The following is a 21,494-nucleotide window of genomic DNA, read 5'->3' as shown; positions in this document are numbered from 1 at the left end:
GCCGTGCGTGACACCCCTCCGGCCCACGGCCGTTTCCGGTCGCCGCTACCCGACCTTCGACATCCGCGCCACCGGATCCCCCGCCTCCGCGTTGTCCGTCTCGTAGCGGAGGTCGTCGTCCACCGGGACGAGGCGGACCTCGTGGCGGCCCGTCGTGCACTCGGACGTGGTGGACGGCTTGGCCACGCTCGTGGCGATCAGCCGGTCGGCCGTGACCTTCTTGAGGAAGAGGTCGGTGTCGCAGGTGCCGCCGATGAGGTCGGTCTGGCGGAAGGTGCCGAGCCGCTCGCCCTTCTCGGCCTGGTGGACCGTGACCCGGAACGTGCCCATGGGGAGCTTGCCGTCGAGGGCGAAGCCGTCGCCCTCCCAGGTGCCGAGGTACGACGCGGGCACCGCGCTGTCCTCACCGCCGGTGGGGCCGGGGCTGGGGGAGGCGCTGCTCCCGGCCGAGGGTCCGGAGCTGGTCGCGGGCGGCCGGCCAGCCGACCCCGAGTCGCTGCCGTCGTCCGAGTCGGTTCCGGTTCCCGGCATCAGGTCGAACACGAACACCGAGCCGAACGTCACCGCCGCCAGCGCTCCCGCCACGGCGAGGGCGACCGTGCAACTCAGCTTGCGGCCACGGCCGTCGGCACCCGGCACGGAGGTCGCGGCCACACTGACGGACACCTTGCCGGCGGCCGGAGCCGGGTCCGGAGCAGGGGCGGGAGCGGGAGCGGGAGCGAGGGGACCGTCGGCGTCCCTCGGTTCCGGTACGTGGGTGGGGGTGCCGGGGCGGGGGGTGTGCGGTCCACCGGACCCGTGGTTCGCGTACGGCGAGTGGGGTGAGTAGGACGCGTACGACGGGTCCGGTGGGCCGAACACCCCCGTCACGGGCGGGAATCCGCCACCGGCTCCGGTCGCGTCACCGGCCTCGGCCGTCCCGGAAGCCCCGCCCGACGATGCCCCGGACGATGTCCCCTCCCCCACCGAAGGACTGCTGAAGCCCACCACCCCCGACGGCGCCGCCTCCGCCGCCCCGTCCGCCACCTCCAGGTTCAGCAGCCGTACCGCGCTGCGGCTGACCTGTTCCACCAGCGGGCCCGGCAGCCATCCCGCCGCCACCAGCCGTGCCGTGCCGTCGGGGGCCAGCGCGGTCGCGAGGGCCGCCGGGGACGGGCGGGCCGACGGGTCCTTGGCGAGGCACCCGGCCACCAGCTCCCGCAACTCGCCGGACAGCGAGCCCAGTTCGGGCTCCTCGTGGACCACCTTGTAGAGCAGGGCGGCCGAGGAGTCGCCGGGGAACGGGGACGTTCCCGTTGCCGCGTACGCCAGTACCGCGCCCAGGGAGAAGACGTCGGCCGCGCCGGTGACGCCCTTGCCGAGGATCTGCTCGGGCGACATGTAGCCGGGCGAGCCGATGGAGACGCCCGTCGCGGTGAGGGACGCCGTGCCGTCGGTCGCGCGGGCGATGCCGAAGTCGATGAGCAGGGGTCCGTCGAGGGTCAGCAGCACGTTCGACGGCTTGACGTCGCGGTGGACCAGTCCCAGCGCGTGCACCGCGGTCAGCGCCTCGGCGAGACCGGCGCCCAGGACCCGTACGGAATGGTCCGCGAGGGTGCCTGAGTCGGTGACCGCGGCGGTCAGCGTGGGGCCGGCGGCGTAGCCGGTCGCGACCCACGGGATACGGGCGTCCGGGTCCGCGTCGAGGACGGGGGCGGTGTACGCGCCGCCCACCCGCCGGGCCGCCTCCACCTCGCGGCGGAACCGGGCACGGAACTCCTCGTCGAGCGCGAAGTGCGGGTGCACGATCTTGACCGCGACCGTACGGCCGCCCGCGCTGCGGCCCAGATAGACGCGGCCCATCCCGCCGGAGCCGAGCCGGCCGAGCAGCCGGTAGGGCCCCACGACAGTGGGTTCATCGACTTCGAGCGGCCGCATACCCCCGCACCTCCCCCGTATACGCGCAGACCCGCGCCATCCCGTGCGCCTGTCGGCGTCGTCCCCCGGACGACCCGCGCGCACTCCAGCAGGGTAGTGCCGACCTCCGCGGGGGCCTCGGCGCTCGCCTCCCGGCGCGGGCCTCAGGGCTCCAGCAGATCCACCTTCACGTCCGCCGCGAAACCGGTCGTGGGTCCCACGCGGCGCGCGAACTCCGTGACCGCCTCCAGCTGCGGTGCGCCGAAGCGGAAGTCGAGCGTCGTGAAGTAGCGCTCCAGGACGCTCTCGTCGAAGGCCTCCCAGCGGGCCGCCTGCTCGGCGACCTTGCCGACCTCCTCAAGGGACAGGTCGCGGGAGGCGAGGAAGGCCTCGTGGACCTTGCGGGTGAGGACCGGTTCGCGCTCCAGGTAGTCGCGGCGGGCGGCCCAGACCGCGAAGACGAAGGGCAGGCCCGTCCACTCCTTCCACAGGGCGCCGAGGTCGTGCACCTGGAGGCCGTAGCGCGGGCCGTCCAGCAGGTTGGCGCGCAGTGCGGCGTCACCGATCAGCACCGCCGCGTCGGCCTCCTGCATCATCAGGCTCAGGTCGGGCGGGCAGGTGTAGTAGGACGGCTCGACGCCGTAGCGCTCCGACAGGAGAAGCTGCGCGAGGCGTACGGACGTGCGCGAGGTCGACCCGAGGGCGACCCGGGCGCCGTCCAGCTGGTCCAGCGGGACCTGGGAGACGATCACGCAGGACATCACCGGGCCGTCGCAGCCGACCGCGATGTCGGGGAAGGCGACCAGCTCGTCGGCGTGCTTGAGGAACTCGACGAGGGTGATGGGCCCGATGTCGAGATCGCCCCGTACGAGCTGCTCGCTGAGCTTCTCCGGGGTGTCCTTGGTGAGCTCGAAGTCGAGCAGCGTGCCTGTTCTGGCGAGCCCCCAGTAGAGGGGCAGGCAGTTCAGGAACTGGATGTGGCCGACGCGCGGCCGGGAGCGGCGGGCGTCGGGACGCCCCTCAAGAGACTCGGGAGAATTGTCCACATCGTGAGGCTAGCCCCCATGCGGTACGGTGCAGGATCCAGGGTGCCCGAGTGGATCGCGCAACCGCCTCCGCCTCCCGTGTCAACCCTTGTGACACCGAGTGATACCGCTACGTCAGCCCCTCCGGCGGACCCGCCAAACTTCCGGGTGACGTGATCTTGCCCTCTATTGCCTTCGGCTGCCCTCCTGGGTAGGCTCATCCCCAAGTTGCAGTTTGGTTTCCCTTGCAGTACAGAGCCTGCGGAGCATGTGACCGCGGGCTCTCGTCGTTTTCAGACGAATGCAGTTGTTTACAAGGTTTTGTTCACAAGCTTTTGTTTACACCTTGCAGGTTCTGGAGCAGGGCAACCCTTTGGGCCCAAGGAGGGCTTATGGCTACCGGAACCGTGAAGTGGTTCAACGCTGAAAAGGGCTTTGGTTTCATCGCCCAGGAAGGCGGCGGCCCGGACGTCTTCGTCCACTACTCCGCGATCAACGCGAGCGGATTCCGCTCCCTCGAAGAGAACCAGGCGGTTACCTTCGACGTGACCCAGGGTCCGAAGGGCCCGCAGGCGGAGAACGTCACCCCCGCCTGATCCTTCGGCTGAGTCCTGGCTCCCTGAGCCCGACACTCTGATCCGGAACTAGAAGCAAGACCCAAGGAGCCCCGACACCGCGAGGTGGAGGGGCTCCTGCCTTTTCCCCGCGCCCCCGCGCCTCCCTCCCCCGCCGGGCTACGCCTCGCCGAGCGCCCCGTCGTACATGCTCTCGATCTCCCCGGCGAACTCCCGGGTCACCACCGCCCGGCGGAGCTTCATCGTCGGGGTCAGATGGCCGGCCGTCTCCGTGAAGTTGAGGGGGAGGACGGTGAAGCGGCGGATCGATTCGGCGCGGGAGACCAGGCGGTTCGCGTCGTCGACCGCCCGCTGGAGGACGGCGAGCAGGCCGGGGTCGTCGGCCAGCGTGGCGACCGGGACCTGGCCCTTGCCGGTCATCCGGCACCAGTGGGCCATGCCCTCGGCGTCCAGGGTGACCAGCGCGGTGACGTACGGGCGGTTGTCGCCGATCACGACGCACTGGTTGATGAGGGGATGGGCGCGCAGCCAGTCCTCCAGCGGCGCCGGGGCGACGTTCTTGCCGCTGGTGGTGATCAGGATGTCCTTCTTGCGGCCGGTGATCGTGAGGTAGCCGTCGTCGTCCAGTTCGCCGATGTCCCCGGTGGCGAACCAGCCGTCCTGGGCGGCCGGGACCACTCCGCCCGCCTGCGGGTCCCAGTAGCCGCGGAACACCTGGTTGCCGCTGAGCAGGACCTCGCCGTCCTGGGCTACGCGCACCCGGGTGCCGGGCAGCGGCCAGCCGACCGTGCCGAGGCGGGGCCGGTGCGGGTAGGTGAGGGTCGCGGCGGCGGTGGACTCGGTGAGGCCGTAGCCCTCGTACACCTGGATGCCTGCGCCGGCGTAGAAGGAGGCGAGGCGGCGGCCTAGCGGGGAGCCGCCGCAGACCACCTGGCGGACCTTGCCGCCGAGGGCCGCGCGGATGCGGCGGTAGACGAGGGGGTCGTACAGGGCGCGGGCCGCCCTGAGTTTCGCGCCCGGCCCCGAACCCGTGCCGTGCTGCTGGGCCTCCAGCGCCTCCCCGTAGCCGCGGGCCACCCGGGCGGCCCGGTCGAAGGAGGCCGCCCGGCCCATCTTCTCGGCGGTCGCGCGGCCGGTGTTGTAGACCTTCTCCAGCACGTACGGGATGGCCAGCAGGAAGGTCGGGGCGAACCCCGCGAGGTCGACCAGCAGCTCCTCCGTACGGATGCTCGGCGCGTGGCCCAGGCGCACCCGGGCGCGCATGCAGGCGACGGCGACCATCCGGCCGAAGACGTGCGAGAGGGGGAGGTAGAGGAGCGTGGACGCCGGTTCCTTGAAGGTGGACTTGAAGACGGGGTGGAGCAGTTCGACGGCGTTGTCGACCTCGGCGAAGAAGTTGCCGTGGGTCAGCGCGCAGCCCTTGGGCCGGCCCGTGGTGCCGGAGGTGTACATGACCGTCGCGAGGGAGTCGGGGCCGAGGACTCCCCGGCGTACGGCGACCTCCTGGTCGGGGACGTCCCGACCCAGCTCGGCCAGCCGGTCCGTGTGCCCCTTCTCGAAGATCCACATGTGCTGGACGTCGGGCAGCCGGTCGCGTTCGGGGCCGAGCGCGGCGGCCTGCGACACGTGCTCGACGGCGATCGCCACCGCGCCCGAGTCCTGGAGGATCCAGCGCGTCTGGAAGATGGACGAGGTCGGGTAGACGGGGACGGTCACCAGTCCTGCGGCCCACGCGGCGAAGTCCAGCAGCGTCCACTCGTACGTCGTACGCGCCATGATCGCGAGCCGGTCGCCCGGCATCAGGCCCTCCGCGATCAGCCCCTTGGCGACCGCGAGCACCTGGTCGGCGAACTCGGCCGCCGTGACATCCGTCCAGCGGCCGTCCGGGCCCTTGCGGCTGAGCACCGCGTCGTCCGGCACCTGGTCCGCGTTGTCGAAGGGGATGTCCGCGAGCGAGCCGTGCGTCACGGGCAGGATCAGCGGCGGGACCGAGACCTCTCGTACGACCCCGTCCAGCCGCCTGACCTCGGGTTCGGGCAGGACGGGCTGGGGGCGGGCAGAGGCATCGCGGGACACGGGCGGCTCCTTACTCTCGTACTTCTCCCATTACGGACCCGTGAACGGGCAGGTTCACCCTGGAAACTGGGGGGCTTGTGTGCGGAAGAGTGAGAGGTTGGTGCGCGTTCGGACGGCTGTTCATCTTTTGCCCAACGTATGGGCATGGTGAGCCGCTGAACATGGCCGAACGCGGCTGAACATGGGTGATGCTTCAGGGGCGTTCCAGGATCGCCGTCACGCCCTGGCCGCCCGCCACGCAGATCGAGATCAGTCCGCGGCCGGGACTCTCCCGCTCGGCGAGCAGCTTCGCCAGGGTCGCCACGATCCGCGCCCCGGTGGCCGCGAAGGGGTGGCCGGTCGCCAGTGAGGAGCCCGCCACGTTGAGCCGGGCCCGGTCCACCTCGCCGAGGCCCTGCTTCTCCCAGGCCGCAAGCGTGGCCAGCACCTGGGACGCGAACGCCTCGTGCACCTCGACGAAGTCGAAGTCACCGAGGCCGAGTCCGGCCCGCTCCAGCATGCGCGGGACCGCGTGGGCGGGTGCCATGAGCAGCCCGTCCTCCCCGCCGGCCACGTCCCCCGCCACGAAGTCGACGGCCGCCGTCTCGTACGCCGTCAGATACGCGAGCGGGGTCAGGCCGCGCGCGGACGCCCACTCCTCGCTCGCGAGGAGCACGGTGGCCGCGCCGTCGGTCAGGGGCGTCGAATTGCCCGCGGTCATGGTCGGGTCGGGGCCGTCCACGCCGAACACGGGCTTCAGGGCAGCCAGTTTGGCGACCGTCGACCCGGGGCGGAGGTTCTGGTCCCGTTCCAGGCCCCGGAAGGGGACGACCAGGTCCTCGAAGAAGCCGCGTTCGTAGGCGGCGGCCAGTCGCTGGTGACTCGCGGCGGCCAGTTCGTCCTGCGCCTCGCGGGTGCCGGCCCACGTCCGGGCGGTGACCGCCGCGTGCTCGCCCATCGACAGGCCGGTACGCGGCTCGGCGTTGCGCGGGATCTCCGGGACGAGGTGGCCGGGGCGGATCCGGGCGAGCGCCTTCAGCCGGGCGCCCGCCGATCTCGCGCGCCGGGTCTCCAACAGGATGCGCCGCAGCCGGTCGTTGACGCCGAGCGGGGCGTCGCTGGCCGTGTCCGCGCCGCCCGCGACGGCGGACTCGGTCTGCCCGAGGGTGATCTTGTTGGCCGCCGCGACGACGGCCTGGAGGCCGGTGCCGCAGGCCTGCTGGATGTCGTACGCGGGGGTGCGGGCGTCCAGCCGCGAGCCGAGCACCGTCTCGCGCGCGAGGTTGAAGTCGCGGCTGTGCTTGAGGACGGCTCCGGCCACCAACTCCCCCACCGCGCCCGGCTCTTCGAGCCCGAAGCGGTCCACGAGGCCGTCGAGGGCCGCGGTCAGCATCTCCTGGTTCGAGGCGGTGGCGTACGGGCCGTCGGAGCGGGCGAAGGGGATGCGGGTGCCGCCGATGACGGCGACGGGGCGCGGTTCCGGCGCGTTGAGGGGCACGAGGGTGTGGAGGGGTACGGGGGCGCGGAGGGGTCCCGAGGCATGGAGAGGGCCGGGCGCGTGGCTGGGTTCGACGGGGCTCATCTCGACCTGCTCCTCACGGTGACGTAGGCTTACCTCCGGTAACCTTACTCCAGAGTAAGCACGGGGTGGATGCCGGCGCGAGCGTGCGCCCGAGCCCGCCCGAGCACATCCGAACGAGCGTCCGACCGAGCTGGGAGCTGGACCATGGCCGACCGCTATCTGAGCCTCACCGGTACCGCGCCCGGCCGCTTCCTGACCCGGCGCCTCGGTCTGCCCCAGCCGGCGCGGCTACGGCGGTGGAGCCCCGAACAGCCCACACTGCAGGGCCGGTTGCTGCACCTCACGGCGGGCAGGTCCGACCTCGATCTGGCGCCCCGCCTGGCCCTCGCGGGGCTGGACCTGGACCTCGTCCTGGCCAGTTCGGCACTGGACCTGGGCGCGGAGGACCCGGTCGCCGTCGTCCTCGACGCCACCGGTGTCCGTGACGTCGACACGCTCGCCGAGGTCCACGCGGCACTCCACCCCGTCGTACGGTCGGTCGCCGCGAGCGGCCGGATCGTGGTGCTCGGCTCGCCCCTCGACCCCGCCGACCACCACCGGGCCGCCGTGCAGCAGAGCCTCGAAGGGTTCGTACGGTCCCTCGGCAAGGAGATCGGGCGGGGCAGGACCGTGAATCTCGTACGGCTCACGGACGCGCGCGCCGCCGAGTCGACGTTCCGTTTCCTGCTCTCGCCCCAGTCGGCGTACGTCAGCGGGCAGGTGATCGAGGTCGGCGACGGCGAGACGGCCGCTCCCGCGGACTGGGGCAAGCCCCTCGCCGGGCGGACCGCCCTGGTCACCGGGGCCGCTCGCGGGATCGGCGAGTCCGTCGCGACGACGCTGGCGCGGGACGGGGCGCGGGTGGTGTGCCTGGACGTGCCCGCCGCCGGGGCCGACCTGGCCGCGGTCGCCGGACGGCTCGGCGGTGTCGCCCTTCCGCTGGACATCACGGCGGCCGACGCGGGCGCGCGCATCGCCGACGCGCTGCCGGAGGGACTGGACGTCCTGGTCCACAACGCGGGGATCACCCGGGACCGCCGGCTGGTCAACATGCCCGCGGAGCGCTGGAGTTCGGTGCTCGACGTCAACCTCGCGAGTGTGCTGCGCACGACCGACGCGCTCCTGACCGGCGGCACGCTGCGCCCGGGCGGGCGCGTCGTGGCGACCGCGTCCATCGCCGGGATCGCGGGCAACGCCGGCCAGACGAACTACGCCGCCTCCAAGGCGGGGATCATCGGGCTCGTACGGTCCCTCGGGCCGCGGGCGCTCTCGGAGTACGGGGTGACGGTGAACGCCGTGGCCCCCGGTTTCATCGAGACCCGGATGACGGCCGCGGTACCGCTGTTCATCCGCGAGGCGGGGCGGCGCATGAACTCGCTCGCGCAGGGCGGGCTGCCGGTGGATGTCGCCGAGACGACGGCGTGGTTCGCGAATCCGGGGTCCGGCGCGGTCAACGGGCAGGTCGTACGGGTGTGCGGGCAGAGCCTGCTAGGCGCGTGAGCGCTCCGCTCGGGGCGGGCTGGATCTGCTGCTTGCGGTGCGGGCGCGTGACGGCTGGCCGCGCCCCTGAAGGACACGGCCCGTCGCCTCCAGGGGCGCGGGGAACGGCGCAATCCTTTCGCCTTTAGGGGCGCGGGGAACGGCGCAATCCTTTCGCCTTTAGGGGCGCGGGGAACGGCGCAATCCTTTCGTCTCTTGGGGGCGCGGGGAACGGCGCGATCAGCCACGACCGGCCCGCACCCGGCAGCAGGCCCCAAGCGCGTCCCTGTGATGGAAGAGGAGAGTTGGAGATGGGTGAGCTGGTGGATGGCGTGAGCGGTCGGACCCGTACCCGCACCCTTGGTCGTTCGCCGTCCCTTTGGCCCATGCTCGCCCGGGGAGCGGTCCTCTCACCGTTCAAGCGGCCACGGCCGGGAGTCACCGCACCCCGTACCCGCCTGGTCCTCCCCGGCGTCCGGATCGACCTGGGCAGGCTCGCCGCGTACGAGCGGGCCTGCGGATTCGGGGTGGGGGCGGACGAGCTGCCCCTGACCTATCCGCATGTGCTCGGCTTCCCGGCGGCCATGCGGCTGATGAGCGGGCGGGCGTTCCCGCTGCCGCTGCTCGGCCTGGTGCACACGTCCATCGGGATCACTCGGCACAGGTCGCTGACGGCCACCGGTGAGTACGAACTCACGGTGTACGTCGATGGCCTGGCCCCGCACCGACGCGGCACCGAGGCCGCCGTCGTGACCGAGGTGCGGGCGGCCGGGGAACTCGTGTGGGAGTCACGCAGCACGTATCTGGCGCGGCACGGCACCACGACGACGGAGGACGCCGACGGGCGGGCGGCAAGCGTCGCCGAGCAGGCCGTCGCGGGGCGGCTTCGCGGGCAGGCCGCGGCGGCGGGGCGCAAACCGCTGCCCGTCCTCGCCGAGTGGCGTCTCGCGGAGGACGTCGGGCGGCGGTACGGGGCCGCGTCCGGGGACCGCAATCCGATCCACCTGTACCCCCTCACCGCCCGGCTGTTCGGCTTCCCCCGGGCCGTCGCCCACGGCATGTGGACCGTGGCACGCTGCCTCGCCGAGCACGGGGCACCCCAAGCGGCCCAGGTACGGGCGGAGTTCAAGGCGCCGGTGCTGCTGCCCGGGACGGTGGCGTACGGGGCGAGGGGCGGCCGTTTCGAACTGCGCGGCGCCGGTGGCGGCCGGCCGCATCTGACCGGGGAGGTCCTGCCGTTGCTCTGACCGGGGCAGTGGCAGGACGTCTGGGCGGCCGGGGGTCTCAGGCAGTCGCCGCGGTTTCCGCGGTTTCCGCGATCCCGGGCGCCTCCACCCAGCGCTGCCCCTCCATCAGGTCGCCCAGGCCCGCCCAGGCGAAGTTCATCATGGTCGCGGCGGCCTGCCGGGCGGAGACCCCGGGGGTGGCGTTGGCCCAGGCGGCGAGGGACTCGGCGGCGCCGACGAGGGCCTCCGCGAGACCCGCGACCTCGCGCTCGGGCAGTGAGGGGTCCCGGTGGGCCTCCCGCGCCGCGACCACGATCAGCTGGGTGACGAACGCCACGATCTCCTCGCGCATCGCGGTGATCTCGGCGGCGAAGGGCTCCCCGTGCGTACGGGCCTGGAGGTGCAGCACCGCCCAGCCGTCCGGGTTCTGCGCGGTGTGGGTGAAGAACGCCCGCAGGCCTTCCCAGAGTTGGCGGTCGGCGGGCAGGTCCGGCCGGACTCCGGCACGTACGGCCGCGGTCAGGGCGGCCGCCTCACGCCGGATGCACGCGGTGAAGAGGTCTTCCTTGGAGTTCAGGTACAGATAGACCAACGGCTTGGACACGCCCGCCAGATCGGCGATCTCGTCCATCGACGCGGCCCGGTAGCCCCGCTGTCCGAAGGTCCGTACGGCGGCGTCCAGCATCTGCTGTTCGCGCACGGCACGGGGCATCCGCTTGCTCTTCACTGCACCCATACAGGAAAGAGTATGTTCTGCCGGCGGTTGCACAGGGGGTGAGTGCGGCCCGCCGTCGCCCTCAGGAGGTGGAGGTCCGGCCCTGGACGCCCGACACCTCGGTCGACACCGAGTCCACCGCCTCGTCCTCCTGGTTGCGGTTGGCCTCCAGGTTGGACTTCATACGGTCGACGCGCTCGACGATCCGCACCGAGGCGCGGTCGCGCTCCTTGCGCAGGACCACGAAGCTGATGGGCGCCGAGATCACCAGGGAGAGCATGATGATCCACATGCCGTTCGAGTCGCCGAGGCCGCGCGGGGCGACACCGGAGTAGACGAGGCCCCAGACGACCACGAGGCAGCCCGCGAGGATCCCTAGGCGCATCAGTGTGTAGCGGAGCATCTCAATCCACTCTTCCCGTTCCGAACTTCCCAAAGGGCACCGTCCAGTGAAGCACGGGCGTGCCGCGATCTTGCAGGGGGGTGCGGGGCCCTCCGGGGGCGGACGGGCAACTTCTCCTGAAGGCCCCTCCGGACGGCTCTCTAGTGGACGCGACCCAGCGACAGCAGCATCGTGATGTCGTCCCGTTCGTCGCCCGGCGCCACCCTGATCGCGTCCGGTACGCGGCCGACCTCCTTGTAACCGCACGAGCCGTAGAAACGCTCCAGGCCCTCGCCGCCGCGGCAGGTGAGCCGTATCGCCTCTATGCCCTCGAAGCCGCGGGCGGCGTCGGCGGCGGCTTCGAGCAGGTCGCGGCCGTAGCCCATGCCCTGGTGCCTCGGGTGCACCATCACCGTGTAGAGCCACAGCCAGTGCGTCATCAGGCGGTGGGTGTTGTGGGTGAGGAAGGCGGTCGCCGCGACGGATCCGTCCTCGTCGCGGCCGATCAGGAGGCGGGTGCGGCCCTCGGCCATCGCGACGAAGTGTCTGACGAGTTCCGGTCGTACCGTTTCGCGTGCGACGGGGGGTACGAAGCCGACGGAGCCGCCCGCGTTGGAGACGTCGGCCCAGAGGTCGAGTATTCCGTCACGGAGGGCGAAGTCGACGGAGGGGTCGAGCTCGAACGTAAGGGCCATGCGGCCAGGCTAGTCATTACCCCGGCCGTGACTCAAGTGGCTCCTGAGACGCTTTTCCTCGCCCCCGCCGCCCCTGCCCGTCCCGTCACCACATGGGGGCTCCGCCCCCTCGCCCCCGGTGCGCAGTTCCCCGCGCCCCTGGGTACCCAGGGGCCGGAGGCCCTGAGAGTCAGAGCCGCATCGGCTGGGGAGTCTCCCGCCGGTCCGCGGGGGCGGGCTCGTACTCACGGATGATCTCGTACCGGGTGTTCCGCTCGACCGGCCGGAACCCCGCGTCGCGGATCAGGTCGAGCAGATCCTCGCGGGTCAGCTTGTTCGGCGTGCCGTAGTTGTCGGCGTCGTGCGTGATCTTGTACTCGACGACCGAGCCGTCCATGTCGTCCGCACCGTGCTGAAGGGCTAGCTGGGCCGTCTGGACGCCGTGCATGACCCAGAAGACCTTGACGTGCGGCACGTTGTCGAAGAGCAGCCGGGAGACCGCGAAGGTCTTCAGCGCTTCCGCGCCGGTCGCCATCTGCGTACGCGCCTGGAGGCGGTTGCGGACCTTGCCGTCCTTCATGTCCACGAAGTCGTGCTGGTAGCGCAGCGGGATGAAGACCTGGAAACCGCCGGTCTCGTCCTGCAGCTCACGCAGCCGCAGCACGTGGTCGACCCGGTGGCGGGGCTCCTCGATGTGCCCGTACAGCATCGTGCACGGGGTCTTCAGACCCTTCTCGTGCGCGAGGCGGTGGATGCGCGACCAGTCCTCCCAGTGGGTGCGGTGGTCGACGATGTGCTGCCGGACCTCCCAGTCGAAGATCTCCGCGCCGCCGCCGGTCAGGGATTCGAGACCCGCGTCGATCAGCTCGTCGAGGATCTCGGAGGCGCTGAGCCCGGAGATCGTCTCGAAGTGGTGGATCTCCGTGGCCGTGAAGGCCTTCAGGGAGACGTTCGGGAGGGCCTTTTTCAGTTCGCTGAGCGAGCGCGGGTAGTAGCGCCACGGCAGGTTGGGGTGGAGCCCGTTGACGATGTGCAGCTCGGTGAGGTTCTCGCCCTCCATCGCCTTGGCGAGCTTCACCGCCTCCTCGATGCGCATCGTGTACGCGTCCTTCTCGCCCGGCTTCCGCTGGAACGAGCAGTAGGCGCACGACGCGGTGCACACGTTCGTCATGTTGAGGTGGCGGTTGACGTTGAAGTGGACGACGTCACCGTTCTTACGGGTACGCACCTCGTGGGCGAGCCCGCCCAGCCAGGCCAGGTCGTCCGACTCGTAGAGCGCGATGCCGTCCTCGCGGGTCAGCCGCTCACCGGCCCGGACCTTGTCCTCCAGCTCGCGCTTGAGCCCGACGTCCATGCGTGTACCTCTCCCTGTGACCTGCGTGACTACGTCACGTGCGTGACCTGCGACAAGCTCTGCCAACCGTACTCCCGCGCCCGTCCTACTCCTCCTCGGGCAGCTCGCCGACCCGGTTCTCCCACTTCGTGGAGAGCACGATGGTCGTACGGGTCCTGGAGACGCCCTTGGTCCCGGACAGCCGGCGGATGGTCCGCTCCAGGCCGTCCACGTCGGACGCCCGGACCTTGAGCATGTAGGAGTCGTCACCGGCGATGAACCAGCAGTCCTCGATCTCGCCGAGGTCCTTCATCCGGCGTGCCACGTCCTCGTGGTCGGCGGCGTCGGAGAGCGAGATGCCGATGAGGGCGATGACGCCGAGTCCGAGCGAGGCCGAGTCGACCGTCGCGCGGTAGCCGGTGATGACACCGGCCGCCTCCAGGCGGTTGATGCGGTCGGTGACGCTGGGCCCCGACAGTCCGACGAGGCGTCCCAGCTCCGCGTAGGAGGCCCGGCCGTTCTCCCTGAGAGCCTGGATGAGCTGCCTGTCCACCGCGTCCATGCGATCGATAGCCTTCCGCTGAAAAGTTCCTGAAGTGATGAGTGGGTACTGCCGCGTTGCGCGTTGCTCTGGTACCGCAGTGCTCTGTTACCGCTGTGCTCGGGTGATGCCGTGCTCAGGTGGTGCGGGAGCCGCCGCCGAGTTCGCCCTCCCAGCGGCGGTAGAGCGTGTGCCCGACGCCCGTCGCGTCCAGCATCCGTCCGGCGACGAAGTCCACCAGGCCCTGGATGTGCGTGGCCCCCGCGTAGAACGCCGGGGAGGCCGGCAGCACGGTCGCGCCCGCGTCGTCGAGGGTCACCAGGTGACGCAGGGTCTGCCCGTTCAGCGGGGTCTCCCTGACGGCGACGACCAGCCTCCGCCTCTCCTTGAGCGTGACGCTCGCGGCGCGCTGCAGCAGATCCTTGGAGAGGCCGAGCGCGACTCCGGCGACACAGGCGGTGGAGGCGGGCACGATGAGCATGCCTTTGGCAGGGTACGAGCCGGAGGACGGCCCCGCCGCGAGGTCCCCCGCGCTCCAGTGCCGTACGTCGTCGACGTCCACCGCGAACGTGCCGGGCTTGCCGTCGGCCCCCCGGCCGAGCCACTCCCGCAGGTCGTCCTGCCAGTGGGCGTCCCGGAAGCTGATCCCGGTCTCGTCGAGCAGGGTGAGCCGCGAGGCCCGCGAGACGACGAGGTCGACACTCTCCCCGGCCGCGAGGAGAGCACGCAGCACGGCGGCGGCATACGGCGTTCCGGACGCGCCGGAGACCCCCACGATCCAAGGCCGACGCTCTGTTTCTCCTGCGTTCACACCTTGAGCCTACCGGCGCGACGCCACTGACTCAGGACTGGTGGCGCGCCTTCGGGCCAACGGGCGGCCGGGCGGCGCCGAGTGCCGGCCCGCCGAGCGGCGGGCCGACGCTCAGGGCACGCGCACCGGGACCGCAAAAGACGCCGCCGCGGCTGCGACGGAAACACCTCCACTCCAATACTTGGCTAGCCACATAATCGGTGCTACTTTTATGTGGCTGGCCACGTAAATGCGGGCCACCAGACCGGCTCACTGAAGGAGACGCAGTCATGAAGGCCATCGTTTTCGACGCGTTCGGCGGCACCGAGGTCCTGCACGAGGCGGAGAGGGAGGTGCCCCGGCCCGGTCCCGGCCAGGTCCGCGTCCGTGTCCGGGCGGCAGGCGTCAACCCGGTCGACGGAAAGATCCGCTCCGGGATCATGGAGGCCATCTTCCCCACCACCCTGCCCGCCGTCCCCGGCGGCGAGATCGCCGGAACCGTCGACGCCCTCGGTGAAGGCGTCGACCAGCTCAAGGTGGGCGACGAGGTACTGGGCTGGTCCGACACCGGCTCGTACGCCCAGTACGCGCTGGCCGACCAGGCCGTCCTCGCGCCCAAGCCGGCCGGCCTGGACTGGACCCACGCGGCCGCGCTGCCCGTGGCCGGCGACGGCGCCGACCGCGTCCTGGACCTCCTCGACGTCAAGGCCGGCGAGACCTTGCTGATCCACGGCGCGTCCGGCGCGCTGGGCACCGTCGCCGTCCAGCTCGCCGTCGCCCGCGGCGCCCACGTCATCGGCACCGCGGGCCCGAACAACCAGGAGTACGTCACCTCGCTCGGCGCCACCGCGCTGGTCTACGGGGACGGCCTGGTCGAGCGGGTCCGCGCACTCGCCCCGAACGGCGTGGACGCCGTGTTCGACGCCGCGGGCAAGGGCGCGCTGGAGGACTCCATCACCCTGCGCGGCACCACCGACCGGATCGTCACCACCGCCGACTTCCGGGCCCGCGAACTCGGCATCGTCTTCGCCGAGGGCCCGCAGCGGCGCTCCGCCACCCGCCTCGCCGAACTCGCCCGACAGGCCGCCGACGGCGACCTGGTGCTCACGGTCGGCGCGACCTACCCGCTGGCCGACGCGGCCAAGGCACAGCAGGCCAGCGACAGCGGGCACGGCCGCGGAAAGCTCGTCCTCACCGTCGCCTGACCCTCCCGAGGAGTTGGCTCCGCGAGCCCCCGGACCGTACCCGGGGGCCCGGGAGACCGCCCCGAACCTGCACGGCCCCGCGCATTCCTGCCAAGGACATCGCCGAAGGCCGGGCCGACATCGTCACCGTCGGCGCCACGGCCCTGGCCAACCCCGATCCGGTCGACCGGATACGCTCCGGATCGCCGCTGAACAGCCCCGACCCGACCACCTTCTGCAGCGGCGGCGCGACCGGACAAACCGACTACCCCGCCCGAGCCGCCTGAGGAGCAGCGATGACCGATCCCGCATCCACGCCCCCGAGCACGGCGCGCGACGGACGCCTCAGCTACGCCGTCTTCGTACTCGCCCGCACCCATCGCGGCCACGCCGCCGCCATGCTCCGGGCCATGAACCTGCACCCGGGGCAGGAACTGCTGCTGATGCAGCTCTTCGACCGCGACGGGCAGACGCAGTCCGAACTCCTGGAGGGCGTCGGCCTCGACCACTCGACCGTCTCCAAGTCGCTGCGCCGCATGCAGGAGGCCGGGCTCCTCACCCGGGAACCCGCCGAGCACGACCGGCGCGCCCTGGTCGTCCGCCTGACCGACGCGGGCCGCGCCCTGCGCGCGCCCATCACCGAGATGTGGCGGACGCTGGAGGAGATCTCCGTCCGAGACCTGACGGCGGAACAGATCGAGACGTTCACCACGACCGCGTACGCGATCGAGCAGTCGATCAAGGCACACGGTGGCCGGGTCCCCGGCAGCGAGTGAGACGCCGCGCCTGTCCCTGCCCGGTGGACACCGGCCCAGATCACCGCGATCGCGCTTGCGCGCTCGTCCTCGAACGCCGGACGGGCTGCCATGTATGCGGCCCGTCCGTCAGACGGTGAGCCCCCGAACGAGCAGGTCCAGCAGCGCGCACGCGAACAGCGCGATGCCGATGAAGCCGTTGACCTGGAAGAACGCCCGGTTCAGGCGGGACAGGTCGGTCGGGCGGACGATGCTGTGCTCGTACAGGAACGCGCCCGCGACGATCAGCAGGCCCAGCCAGAAGAAGACTCCCGCGTCGGTGGCCAGCGCGTACCAGACCAGGAGGCCCGTGGTCACGGCGTGGCAGCCGCGGGCGCCCCAGATCGCGGCCTGGATGCCGAAGCGCGCCGGGACCGACTTCACGCCGACCTCGCGGTCCGTCTGCACGTCCTGGCAGGCGTAGATCAGGTCGAAGCCGCCGATCCAGACACCGACCGCGAGGCCCAGGATCACGGCGTCCCACGACCACTCGCCGGTGATCGCCAGCCAGCCGCCGATCGGGCCCATCGCCTGGGCGAGACCCAGGATGGCCTGCGGGAAGTTCGTGAACCGCTTGCCGTACGGGTAGACCACCATCGGGATCACCGCGATGGGCGCCAGCGCCAGGCACAGGGGGTTCAGCAGCGCCGCCGCGCCCAGGAAGAACACCAGGGCCACCAGCGCGCCCGTCCAGGCGTGCTTCACCGACATCGCGCCGGTAACCAGCTCACGGTGGGCCGTACGCGGATTGCGGGCGTCGATCTCCCGGTCGATGATCCGGTTCACGGCCATCGCGAAGGTGCGCAGCCCGACCATCGCCACGGTGACGAGGAACAGCCGGCCCCACTGGATGTTGCCGTCCGTCAGGAACATGGCCGTCAGTGCCGCGATGTACGCGAACGGCAGCGCGAACACGGAGTGCTCGATCATGACGAGGCGCAGGAACGCCTTGGTCCGGCCCGGCTGCGGCTGCGGGATCGCCGCTGATGCGCTGCTCACGAAAGTCCGTACTCCTTCCAGCGGCGGTCGACCTTCGCCGCCGTATCCGGGTCCGAGAGGACCATCTCGGGCCAGCCGCCGTCCCGGGTGTAGCCCTCCTCGGGCCACTTGCGGGTGGCGTCGATGCCCGCCTTGCCGCCCCAGAACTGCTGGTACGAGGCGTGGTCGAGATGGTCGACCGGTCCCTCGACGACGGTGAGGTCACGCGAGTAGTCCGTGTTGCCCAGCGCCCGCCACGCGACCTCGTGCAGGTCGTGGACGTCGCAGTCGGAGTCGACGATCACGATCAGCTTGGTCAGGGACATCATGTGGGCGCCCCAGACGGCGTGCATCACCTTCTGGGCGTGCTTCGGGTACTTCTTGTCGATCGCCACGATCGCGCAGTTGTGGAAGCCGCCCGCCTCGGGGAGGTGGTAGTCCACGATGTCCGGCACGATGATCTTGAGCAGGGGGAGGAAGAACCTCTCCGTCGCGCGGCCCAGCGGGCCGTCCTCCGTCGGCGGGCGGCCGACCACGATCGACTGGATCAGCGGGCGCTTGCGCATCGTGACGCAGTCGATGGTGAGCGCCGGGAAGGGCTCCTGCGGGGTGTAGAAGCCGGTGTGGTCGCCGAAGGGGCCCTCGGGGAGCATCTCGCCCGGCTCAAGCCAGCCCTCGATGACGACCTCGGCCTGCGCCGGCACCTGGAGCGGCACCGTCTTGCAGTCGACCATCTCGATCCGCTTGCCCTGGAGGAACCCGGCGAAGAGGTACTCGTCGATGTCACCGGGCAGCGGCGCGGTGGAGGCGTACGTCACGGCCGGCGGGCAGCCGAAGGCGATCGCGACCGGCAGCCGCTCGCCGCGGCGCGCGGCCACGGCGTAGTGGTTGCGGCTGTCCTTGTGGATCTGCCAGTGCATGCCGATGGTGCGCTTGTCGTGGCGCTGCAGTCGGTAGAGCCCGAGGTTGCGGATGCCGGACTCGGGGTCCTTGGTGTGGGTGAGCCCGAGGTTGAAGAAGGACCCGCCGTCCTGCGGCCAGGTGAAGAGCGCCGGCAGCTGGTCCAGGTCGACGTCGTCGCCGGTGAGCACGACCTCCTGGACGGGGGCGCTGCCCGACTTCACCTTCTTCGGCGGTACGTGCGTCATGGCGCCGAGCTTCCCGAAGGCCTCGCGCACCCCCATGAAGCCCTGCGGCAGCTCGGGTTTCAGCAGTCCGCCGATCTTCTCGCTGATCTCCGCGTACGACTTCAGGCCGAGCGCCTTGAGCAGGCGGCGGTCCGTCCCGAAGACGTTCATCGCGAGCGGCATCGCCGATCCGCGCACGTTCTCGAAGAGCAGCGCGGGGCCGCCCGCCTTCTGGACGCGGTCGACGATCTCCCCGACCTCCAGGTACGGGTCCACCTCGGCCTTGATGCGCTGGAGGTCGCCCTCGCGCTCCAGCGCCCGGAGCAGGGAGCGAAGATCGTCGTAAGCCATGCGTTCCAGTATCGGCTACTCGCTACGCTGGCTCTGTAACGGGGGCCGCTCAGCCGGTCCCGATCTCCGCACGTATCTCCACAGCAGGGGGAACACCGCATGCTTCGGGTGCTGATGATCCTGGTGCCGCTGGCACTCAGCATCTATGCGTTCATCGACTGCATCACCACCGATGAGAAGGACATCCGTCACATCCCGAAGCCGATCTGGGCGATCCTCGTGCTGCTGTTCCCGCTCGTGGGCTCCATCTCCTGGCTGATCGTCGGCCGTGTCCGCACCCCGCGCGACGTCTCCTCGTCCCGCCGGGGCGGCTGGGTCGCGCCCGACGACAACCCCGACTTCCTGAAGTCCCTCAAGGACGACCGCAAGGACGACGGCCCGGCGGGCGGCAAGGACGAGGGCACGAGCGGCCCCAAGGACGACACCGGCGGCGAGGGTCCCGAGGACTCCGCCCCGCCGAAGTCCTGACGGACGGGCACACGGGCACACGGGCGGACGGGCAGACGGGCGGGCGGACACGGCATGGAGATACGGCTTCTGGTCACCTTCGAGAAGGTCGCCACCGTGCTGAGCTTCACCCGGGCCGCCGCCGAGCTGAAGTACGCGCAGTCCAGCGTGACCGGCCAGATCCGCGCCCTGGAGTCCTCGCTCGGCGCCGAACTCTTCGACCGGCTCGGCAGCCGCATCCGGCTCACCGAGGCCGGCGAGCGGCTCCTGCCCTACGCCCGGCAGATCATCGAGCTGAGCGAGGAGGCCCGGGCGGCGGTCACCGGCTCGGCGGAACCGGCCGGTTCGCTGACCGTCGGCACGATGGAGTCGCTGACGTCGTACCGGCTGCCGCCCCTCCTCGAACTCTTCCACCACCGCTATCCCGGCGTACGACTGTCGATGCGCCCGACCCTGGGGGACGCGACCCGGCAGGCGCTGCGGCAGGGCACGTACGACGTGGGCTTTCTCATGGAGCCGGTCGCCGGGCACCCGGGGCTTGAGACGGTGGTGCTGACCGCCGAGCCGCTGGTCCTGGTCTCCTCGCCCCGCCATCCGCTGGCCGGGGACCGGGCTCCGCTGACCACCGAGGACCTCACGGCGGCCCAGCTGGTGGGCACGGAGCCCGGCTGCCCGTACCGCGATCTGTTCGAGGCGGAGCTTGCCGGGGCCGCCGGGCAGTCGCCGCCGTTCATGGAGTTCGGCACGATCGAGGCGACCAAGCGCGGGGTGGCGGGCGGCCTGGGGGTCGCGCTGCTGCCGCGGATGACCGTGCGGGCCGAGCTGGCGTCGGGCGAGCTGACGGAGCTGGACTGGAAGCCGCCGTTCCAGCTGTACACGCAGTTGGCGTGGCGGCAGGGCGAACGGCTGCCGCGCCATCTGCGGCTGTTCATCGACGAGACGGTACGGGTGCTGCGGGAACAGACTCGGAGCGAGTGACCGTACGGGTGGCGGAGGCGGCGGGCTTCCTCGCGAGGGTCACCTTCAGGCTGGCCAGGACGATCAGCGGTACGCTCAGCGCCTGGACGGGCCCGATGTGGTGGCCGTACACCGCCCAGTCCGCCACCATCGCGACCGCCGGGTAGGTGAAGGCGAGCACCGCGATCTTCGCGGTCGGGAGCTTGGCGTAGGCCGCGTACATGAGGACGTACATCAGGCCGGTGTGGATCAGGCCCAGGCCCACCAGCCAGCCCCAGTCGGCGCCCGTGCCGCTCATCGCGCCGAAGTCGGCGAAGGGCAGCAGGAGCGGGATGCCGACGACGACCTGGACGAGCGCGATCAGGTGCGGGCGCACACCCGTCACCCGCTTGGTCACGAGGGTCGACAGGGCGTAGAGGAGCGCGGCCAGCAGTGCCTGGCCCACGCCGGCGACGTACGAGCCGCCGCTCGCGAAGTCGGCGGGGGTGACGCCCGAGACCAGGATCAGACCCGCGAAGGCGAGGGCCACCCAGCCGACCGTGACGGCCGTCAGGCGCTCGCGGAAGAGGAGGGCGCCGAGCAGGACCACGTAGAACGGCTGGGTGTGGTAGACCACCGTCGCCACGGAGATCGACGTGTTCTCGTAGGACTGGAAGAGGAAGACCCAGTTGAAGACGATGAACAGGCCGCCGAGGACGGTGAGTCCGAGGGTGCGCGGGGTGAAGCCGTGGCCGCGGAGCCAGCCGCGGGCGACGACGTAGGCGCCGAGGGCGAGGGCGCCGAACAGGACACGGAAGAAGACGACGTCGAAGGGCGAGGCGCCCGACTCGACGACGAAGACGCCGAGCGTGCCGGAGAGCACCATCGCGATCGTCAGCTGGGCCGTGCCCTTGTTCTCCGCCGTTTTCATGTTGCCCGGGGTCGTGGTCATGCCCTGGAAGGTACGAGCGGGCCGTGACGCGGGTCCACGAGCCGGTGGGGCGTCCTGCCGATGGGCCCATCGGTCCCGCCGATGGCGAGCGGCGGGGCGGGGTCAGCTCCCGGCGGTCGCGGCCAGCCGGTAGAACGCCTGCGTGGTGCGTGGGTGGGCCATCTCGTCCAGCAGGTGGCGCCATTCGAGATCGTCGGAGGCGCCGGAGTGCGCGTCGTCCCAGGCGGCGAGCAGCGGGGCGAGCTCGTTCTCGGACGTCGTGACGGCGGCGGTCGTGACGGCGGTCGGCGCGGCGGCGGAGGTCGCGATGACATCGCTCACGAGGACATCGGTGCGGGCGGTGGTCGTGGAGATGTTCATGGCGGTTCCTTCCGGGCGGCGGGGCGGCTTCTGGGTGGTCCTTCCGGTGGTACTTCGGGCTGAACCTCCGGTTGGACTTTCTGGGTTCCACCTTGCCGCCAGCCGTCTGCCGC

21 protein-coding genes are annotated in these 21,494 nt (G+C 71.3%); 7 read left to right on the top strand and 14 right to left on the bottom strand.

From position 1 onward, the window contains the following. Positions 1-45: 45 nt before the first annotated feature. Together OHS59_RS25790 and OHS59_RS25785 are read right to left on the bottom strand one after the other, a co-directional pair. Entirely contained in the window at positions 46-1,917 is a 1,872-nt protein-coding gene (locus OHS59_RS25790; protein WP_328495766.1) for a serine/threonine-protein kinase, read from the bottom strand. Between the two features lie 143 nt (positions 1,918-2,060). Next, positions 2,061-2,942 (bottom strand): menaquinone biosynthetic enzyme MqnA/MqnD family protein, encoded by an 882-nt coding sequence (locus tag OHS59_RS25785; protein WP_328495765.1) that lies wholly within the window; start codon positions 2,940-2,942, stop codon positions 2,061-2,063. Positions 2,943-3,313: 371 nt separating this feature from the next. Between OHS59_RS25785 and OHS59_RS25780 the strand changes: the two genes are divergently transcribed. Further along, positions 3,314-3,517, top strand: coding sequence for a cold-shock protein (locus OHS59_RS25780; protein WP_016645643.1), 204 nt, complete (start codon positions 3,314-3,316; stop codon positions 3,515-3,517). 138 nt (positions 3,518-3,655) lie between these two features. Here the strand turns inward: OHS59_RS25780 and OHS59_RS25775 are convergent, their stop codons facing one another. Both OHS59_RS25775 and OHS59_RS25770 read right to left on the bottom strand, forming a co-directional pair. Further along, the gene (locus OHS59_RS25775) at positions 3,656-5,572 is read right to left on the bottom strand and encodes an AMP-dependent synthetase/ligase (protein WP_328495764.1); all 1,917 of its coding nucleotides are present in this window, start codon (positions 5,570-5,572) and stop codon (positions 3,656-3,658) included. 193 nt (positions 5,573-5,765) lie between these two features. Beyond that, positions 5,766-7,133, bottom strand: coding sequence for an acetyl-CoA C-acetyltransferase (locus tag OHS59_RS25770; protein ID WP_328495763.1), 1,368 nt, complete (start codon positions 7,131-7,133; stop codon positions 5,766-5,768). Between the two features lie 144 nt (positions 7,134-7,277). Between OHS59_RS25770 and OHS59_RS25765 the strand changes: the two genes are divergently transcribed. After that, positions 7,278-8,612: a 3-oxoacyl-ACP reductase gene (locus OHS59_RS25765; protein ID WP_328495762.1), complete on the top strand. Its 1,335-nt coding sequence runs from the start codon at positions 7,278-7,280 to the stop codon at positions 8,610-8,612. A 290-nt stretch (positions 8,613-8,902) separates the two neighbouring features. Then, positions 8,903-9,838 (top strand): MaoC/PaaZ C-terminal domain-containing protein, encoded by a 936-nt coding sequence (locus OHS59_RS25760; RefSeq protein WP_328495761.1) that lies wholly within the window; start codon positions 8,903-8,905, stop codon positions 9,836-9,838. A gap of 37 nt (positions 9,839-9,875) precedes the next feature. Here OHS59_RS25760 and OHS59_RS25755 read toward each other — a convergent pair whose 3' ends face one another. From OHS59_RS25755 to OHS59_RS25730, 6 genes are all read right to left on the bottom strand, one after another. Continuing rightward, a complete protein-coding gene (locus OHS59_RS25755) occupies positions 9,876-10,553 on the bottom strand; it encodes a TetR/AcrR family transcriptional regulator (protein ID WP_328495760.1) in 678 nt (225 codons plus the stop codon). Positions 10,554-10,614: 61 nt separating this feature from the next. Beyond that, entirely contained in the window at positions 10,615-10,935 is a 321-nt protein-coding gene (locus OHS59_RS25750; RefSeq protein ID WP_328495759.1) for a DUF4229 domain-containing protein, read from the bottom strand. A gap of 140 nt (positions 10,936-11,075) precedes the next feature. After that, entirely contained in the window at positions 11,076-11,609 is a 534-nt protein-coding gene (locus OHS59_RS25745; RefSeq protein WP_328495758.1) for a GNAT family N-acetyltransferase, read from the bottom strand. A gap of 169 nt (positions 11,610-11,778) precedes the next feature. Beyond that, the gene (mqnE, locus tag OHS59_RS25740) at positions 11,779-12,942 is read right to left on the bottom strand and encodes an aminofutalosine synthase MqnE (RefSeq protein ID WP_328495757.1); all 1,164 of its coding nucleotides are present in this window, start codon (positions 12,940-12,942) and stop codon (positions 11,779-11,781) included. A gap of 85 nt (positions 12,943-13,027) precedes the next feature. Then, entirely contained in the window at positions 13,028-13,483 is a 456-nt protein-coding gene (locus tag OHS59_RS25735) for an Lrp/AsnC family transcriptional regulator (protein WP_107020870.1), read from the bottom strand. A gap of 115 nt (positions 13,484-13,598) precedes the next feature. Then, positions 13,599-14,273 carry a UbiX family flavin prenyltransferase gene (locus OHS59_RS25730; RefSeq protein ID WP_328495756.1) on the bottom strand — a complete coding sequence of 225 codons (675 nt, stop codon included), beginning with the start codon at positions 14,271-14,273 and terminating at the stop codon, positions 13,599-13,601. A 269-nt stretch (positions 14,274-14,542) separates the two neighbouring features. Here OHS59_RS25730 and OHS59_RS25725 point away from each other — a divergent pair, with 269 nt between their 5' ends. Continuing rightward, on the top strand, positions 14,543-15,457 hold the full coding sequence (locus OHS59_RS25725) for an NADP-dependent oxidoreductase (RefSeq protein ID WP_328495755.1): 915 nt from the start codon (positions 14,543-14,545) through the stop codon (positions 15,455-15,457). A 275-nt stretch (positions 15,458-15,732) separates the two neighbouring features. After that, on the top strand, positions 15,733-16,212 hold the full coding sequence (locus tag OHS59_RS25720; RefSeq protein WP_328495754.1) for a MarR family winged helix-turn-helix transcriptional regulator: 480 nt from the start codon (positions 15,733-15,735) through the stop codon (positions 16,210-16,212). A gap of 108 nt (positions 16,213-16,320) precedes the next feature. Here OHS59_RS25720 and mqnP read toward each other — a convergent pair whose 3' ends face one another. Both mqnP and OHS59_RS25710 read right to left on the bottom strand, forming a co-directional pair. Then, positions 16,321-17,229, bottom strand: a complete 909-nt coding sequence (gene mqnP, locus OHS59_RS25715; RefSeq protein ID WP_328495753.1) for a menaquinone biosynthesis prenyltransferase MqnP — start codon at positions 17,227-17,229, stop codon at positions 16,321-16,323. Then, positions 17,226-18,686, bottom strand: coding sequence for a menaquinone biosynthesis decarboxylase (locus OHS59_RS25710; protein ID WP_328495752.1), 1,461 nt, complete (start codon positions 18,684-18,686; stop codon positions 17,226-17,228). Before OHS59_RS25710 ends, mqnP begins: the two co-directional genes overlap by 4 nt. Before the next feature lie 99 nt (positions 18,687-18,785). On the opposite strand from OHS59_RS25710, the gene OHS59_RS25705 reads away from it, so the two are divergent. Beyond that, positions 18,786-19,154, top strand: coding sequence for a PLD nuclease N-terminal domain-containing protein (locus OHS59_RS25705; protein WP_328495751.1), 369 nt, complete (start codon positions 18,786-18,788; stop codon positions 19,152-19,154). Positions 19,155-19,208: 54 nt separating this feature from the next. Then, the gene (locus OHS59_RS25700; protein ID WP_328495750.1) at positions 19,209-20,111 is read left to right on the top strand and encodes a LysR family transcriptional regulator; all 903 of its coding nucleotides are present in this window, start codon (positions 19,209-19,211) and stop codon (positions 20,109-20,111) included. Here the strand turns inward: OHS59_RS25700 and OHS59_RS25695 are convergent. Continuing rightward, a complete protein-coding gene (locus OHS59_RS25695; protein ID WP_328495749.1) occupies positions 20,062-21,021 on the bottom strand; it encodes a DMT family transporter in 960 nt (319 codons plus the stop codon). The two genes, OHS59_RS25700 and OHS59_RS25695, sit on opposite strands and share 50 nt — an antisense overlap. 102 nt (positions 21,022-21,123) lie before the next feature. Next, positions 21,124-21,381 carry a hypothetical protein gene (locus tag OHS59_RS25690; RefSeq protein ID WP_328495748.1) on the bottom strand — a complete coding sequence of 86 codons (258 nt, stop codon included), beginning with the start codon at positions 21,379-21,381 and terminating at the stop codon, positions 21,124-21,126. Positions 21,382-21,494 lie beyond the last annotated feature (113 nt).

This window comes from Streptomyces sp. NBC_00414, assembly GCF_036038375.1.
Taxonomy (GTDB): domain Bacteria; phylum Actinomycetota; class Actinomycetes; order Streptomycetales; family Streptomycetaceae; genus Streptomyces.
The sequence above is the reverse complement of the archived record's forward strand: the minus strand, read 5'-3'. Positions and strand labels throughout refer to the sequence as shown.

Bases quoted from the DNA above. Each gene is read 5' to 3' on its own strand.
- OHS59_RS25790 (WP_328495766.1), bottom strand. From the start codon at position 1,917: ATGCGGCCGCTCGAAGTCGATGAACCCACTGTCGTGGGGCCCTACCGG.
- OHS59_RS25780 (WP_016645643.1), top strand. From the start codon at position 3,314: ATGGCTACCGGAACCGTGAAGTGGTTCAACGCTGAAAAGGGCTTTGGT.
- OHS59_RS25770 (WP_328495763.1), bottom strand. From the start codon at position 7,133: ATGAGCCCCGTCGAACCCAGCCACGCGCCCGGCCCTCTCCATGCCTCG.
- OHS59_RS25765 (WP_328495762.1), top strand. From the start codon at position 7,278: ATGGCCGACCGCTATCTGAGCCTCACCGGTACCGCGCCCGGCCGCTTC.
- OHS59_RS25760 (WP_328495761.1), top strand. From the start codon at position 8,903: ATGGGTGAGCTGGTGGATGGCGTGAGCGGTCGGACCCGTACCCGCACC.
- OHS59_RS25755 (WP_328495760.1), bottom strand. From the start codon at position 10,553: ATGGGTGCAGTGAAGAGCAAGCGGATGCCCCGTGCCGTGCGCGAACAG.
- OHS59_RS25750 (WP_328495759.1), bottom strand. From the start codon at position 10,935: ATGCTCCGCTACACACTGATGCGCCTAGGGATCCTCGCGGGCTGCCTC.
- OHS59_RS25745 (WP_328495758.1), bottom strand. From the start codon at position 11,609: ATGGCCCTTACGTTCGAGCTCGACCCCTCCGTCGACTTCGCCCTCCGT.
- mqnE (WP_328495757.1), bottom strand. From the start codon at position 12,942: ATGGACGTCGGGCTCAAGCGCGAGCTGGAGGACAAGGTCCGGGCCGGT.
- OHS59_RS25735 (WP_107020870.1), bottom strand. From the start codon at position 13,483: ATGGACGCGGTGGACAGGCAGCTCATCCAGGCTCTCAGGGAGAACGGC.
- OHS59_RS25725 (WP_328495755.1), top strand. From the start codon at position 14,543: ATGAAGGCCATCGTTTTCGACGCGTTCGGCGGCACCGAGGTCCTGCAC.
- OHS59_RS25720 (WP_328495754.1), top strand. From the start codon at position 15,733: ATGACCGATCCCGCATCCACGCCCCCGAGCACGGCGCGCGACGGACGC.
- OHS59_RS25710 (WP_328495752.1), bottom strand. From the start codon at position 18,686: ATGGCTTACGACGATCTTCGCTCCCTGCTCCGGGCGCTGGAGCGCGAG.
- OHS59_RS25705 (WP_328495751.1), top strand. From the start codon at position 18,786: ATGCTTCGGGTGCTGATGATCCTGGTGCCGCTGGCACTCAGCATCTAT.
- OHS59_RS25700 (WP_328495750.1), top strand. From the start codon at position 19,209: ATGGAGATACGGCTTCTGGTCACCTTCGAGAAGGTCGCCACCGTGCTG.
- OHS59_RS25695 (WP_328495749.1), bottom strand. From the start codon at position 21,021: ATGACCACGACCCCGGGCAACATGAAAACGGCGGAGAACAAGGGCACG.
- OHS59_RS25690 (WP_328495748.1), bottom strand. From the start codon at position 21,381: ATGAACATCTCCACGACCACCGCCCGCACCGATGTCCTCGTGAGCGAT.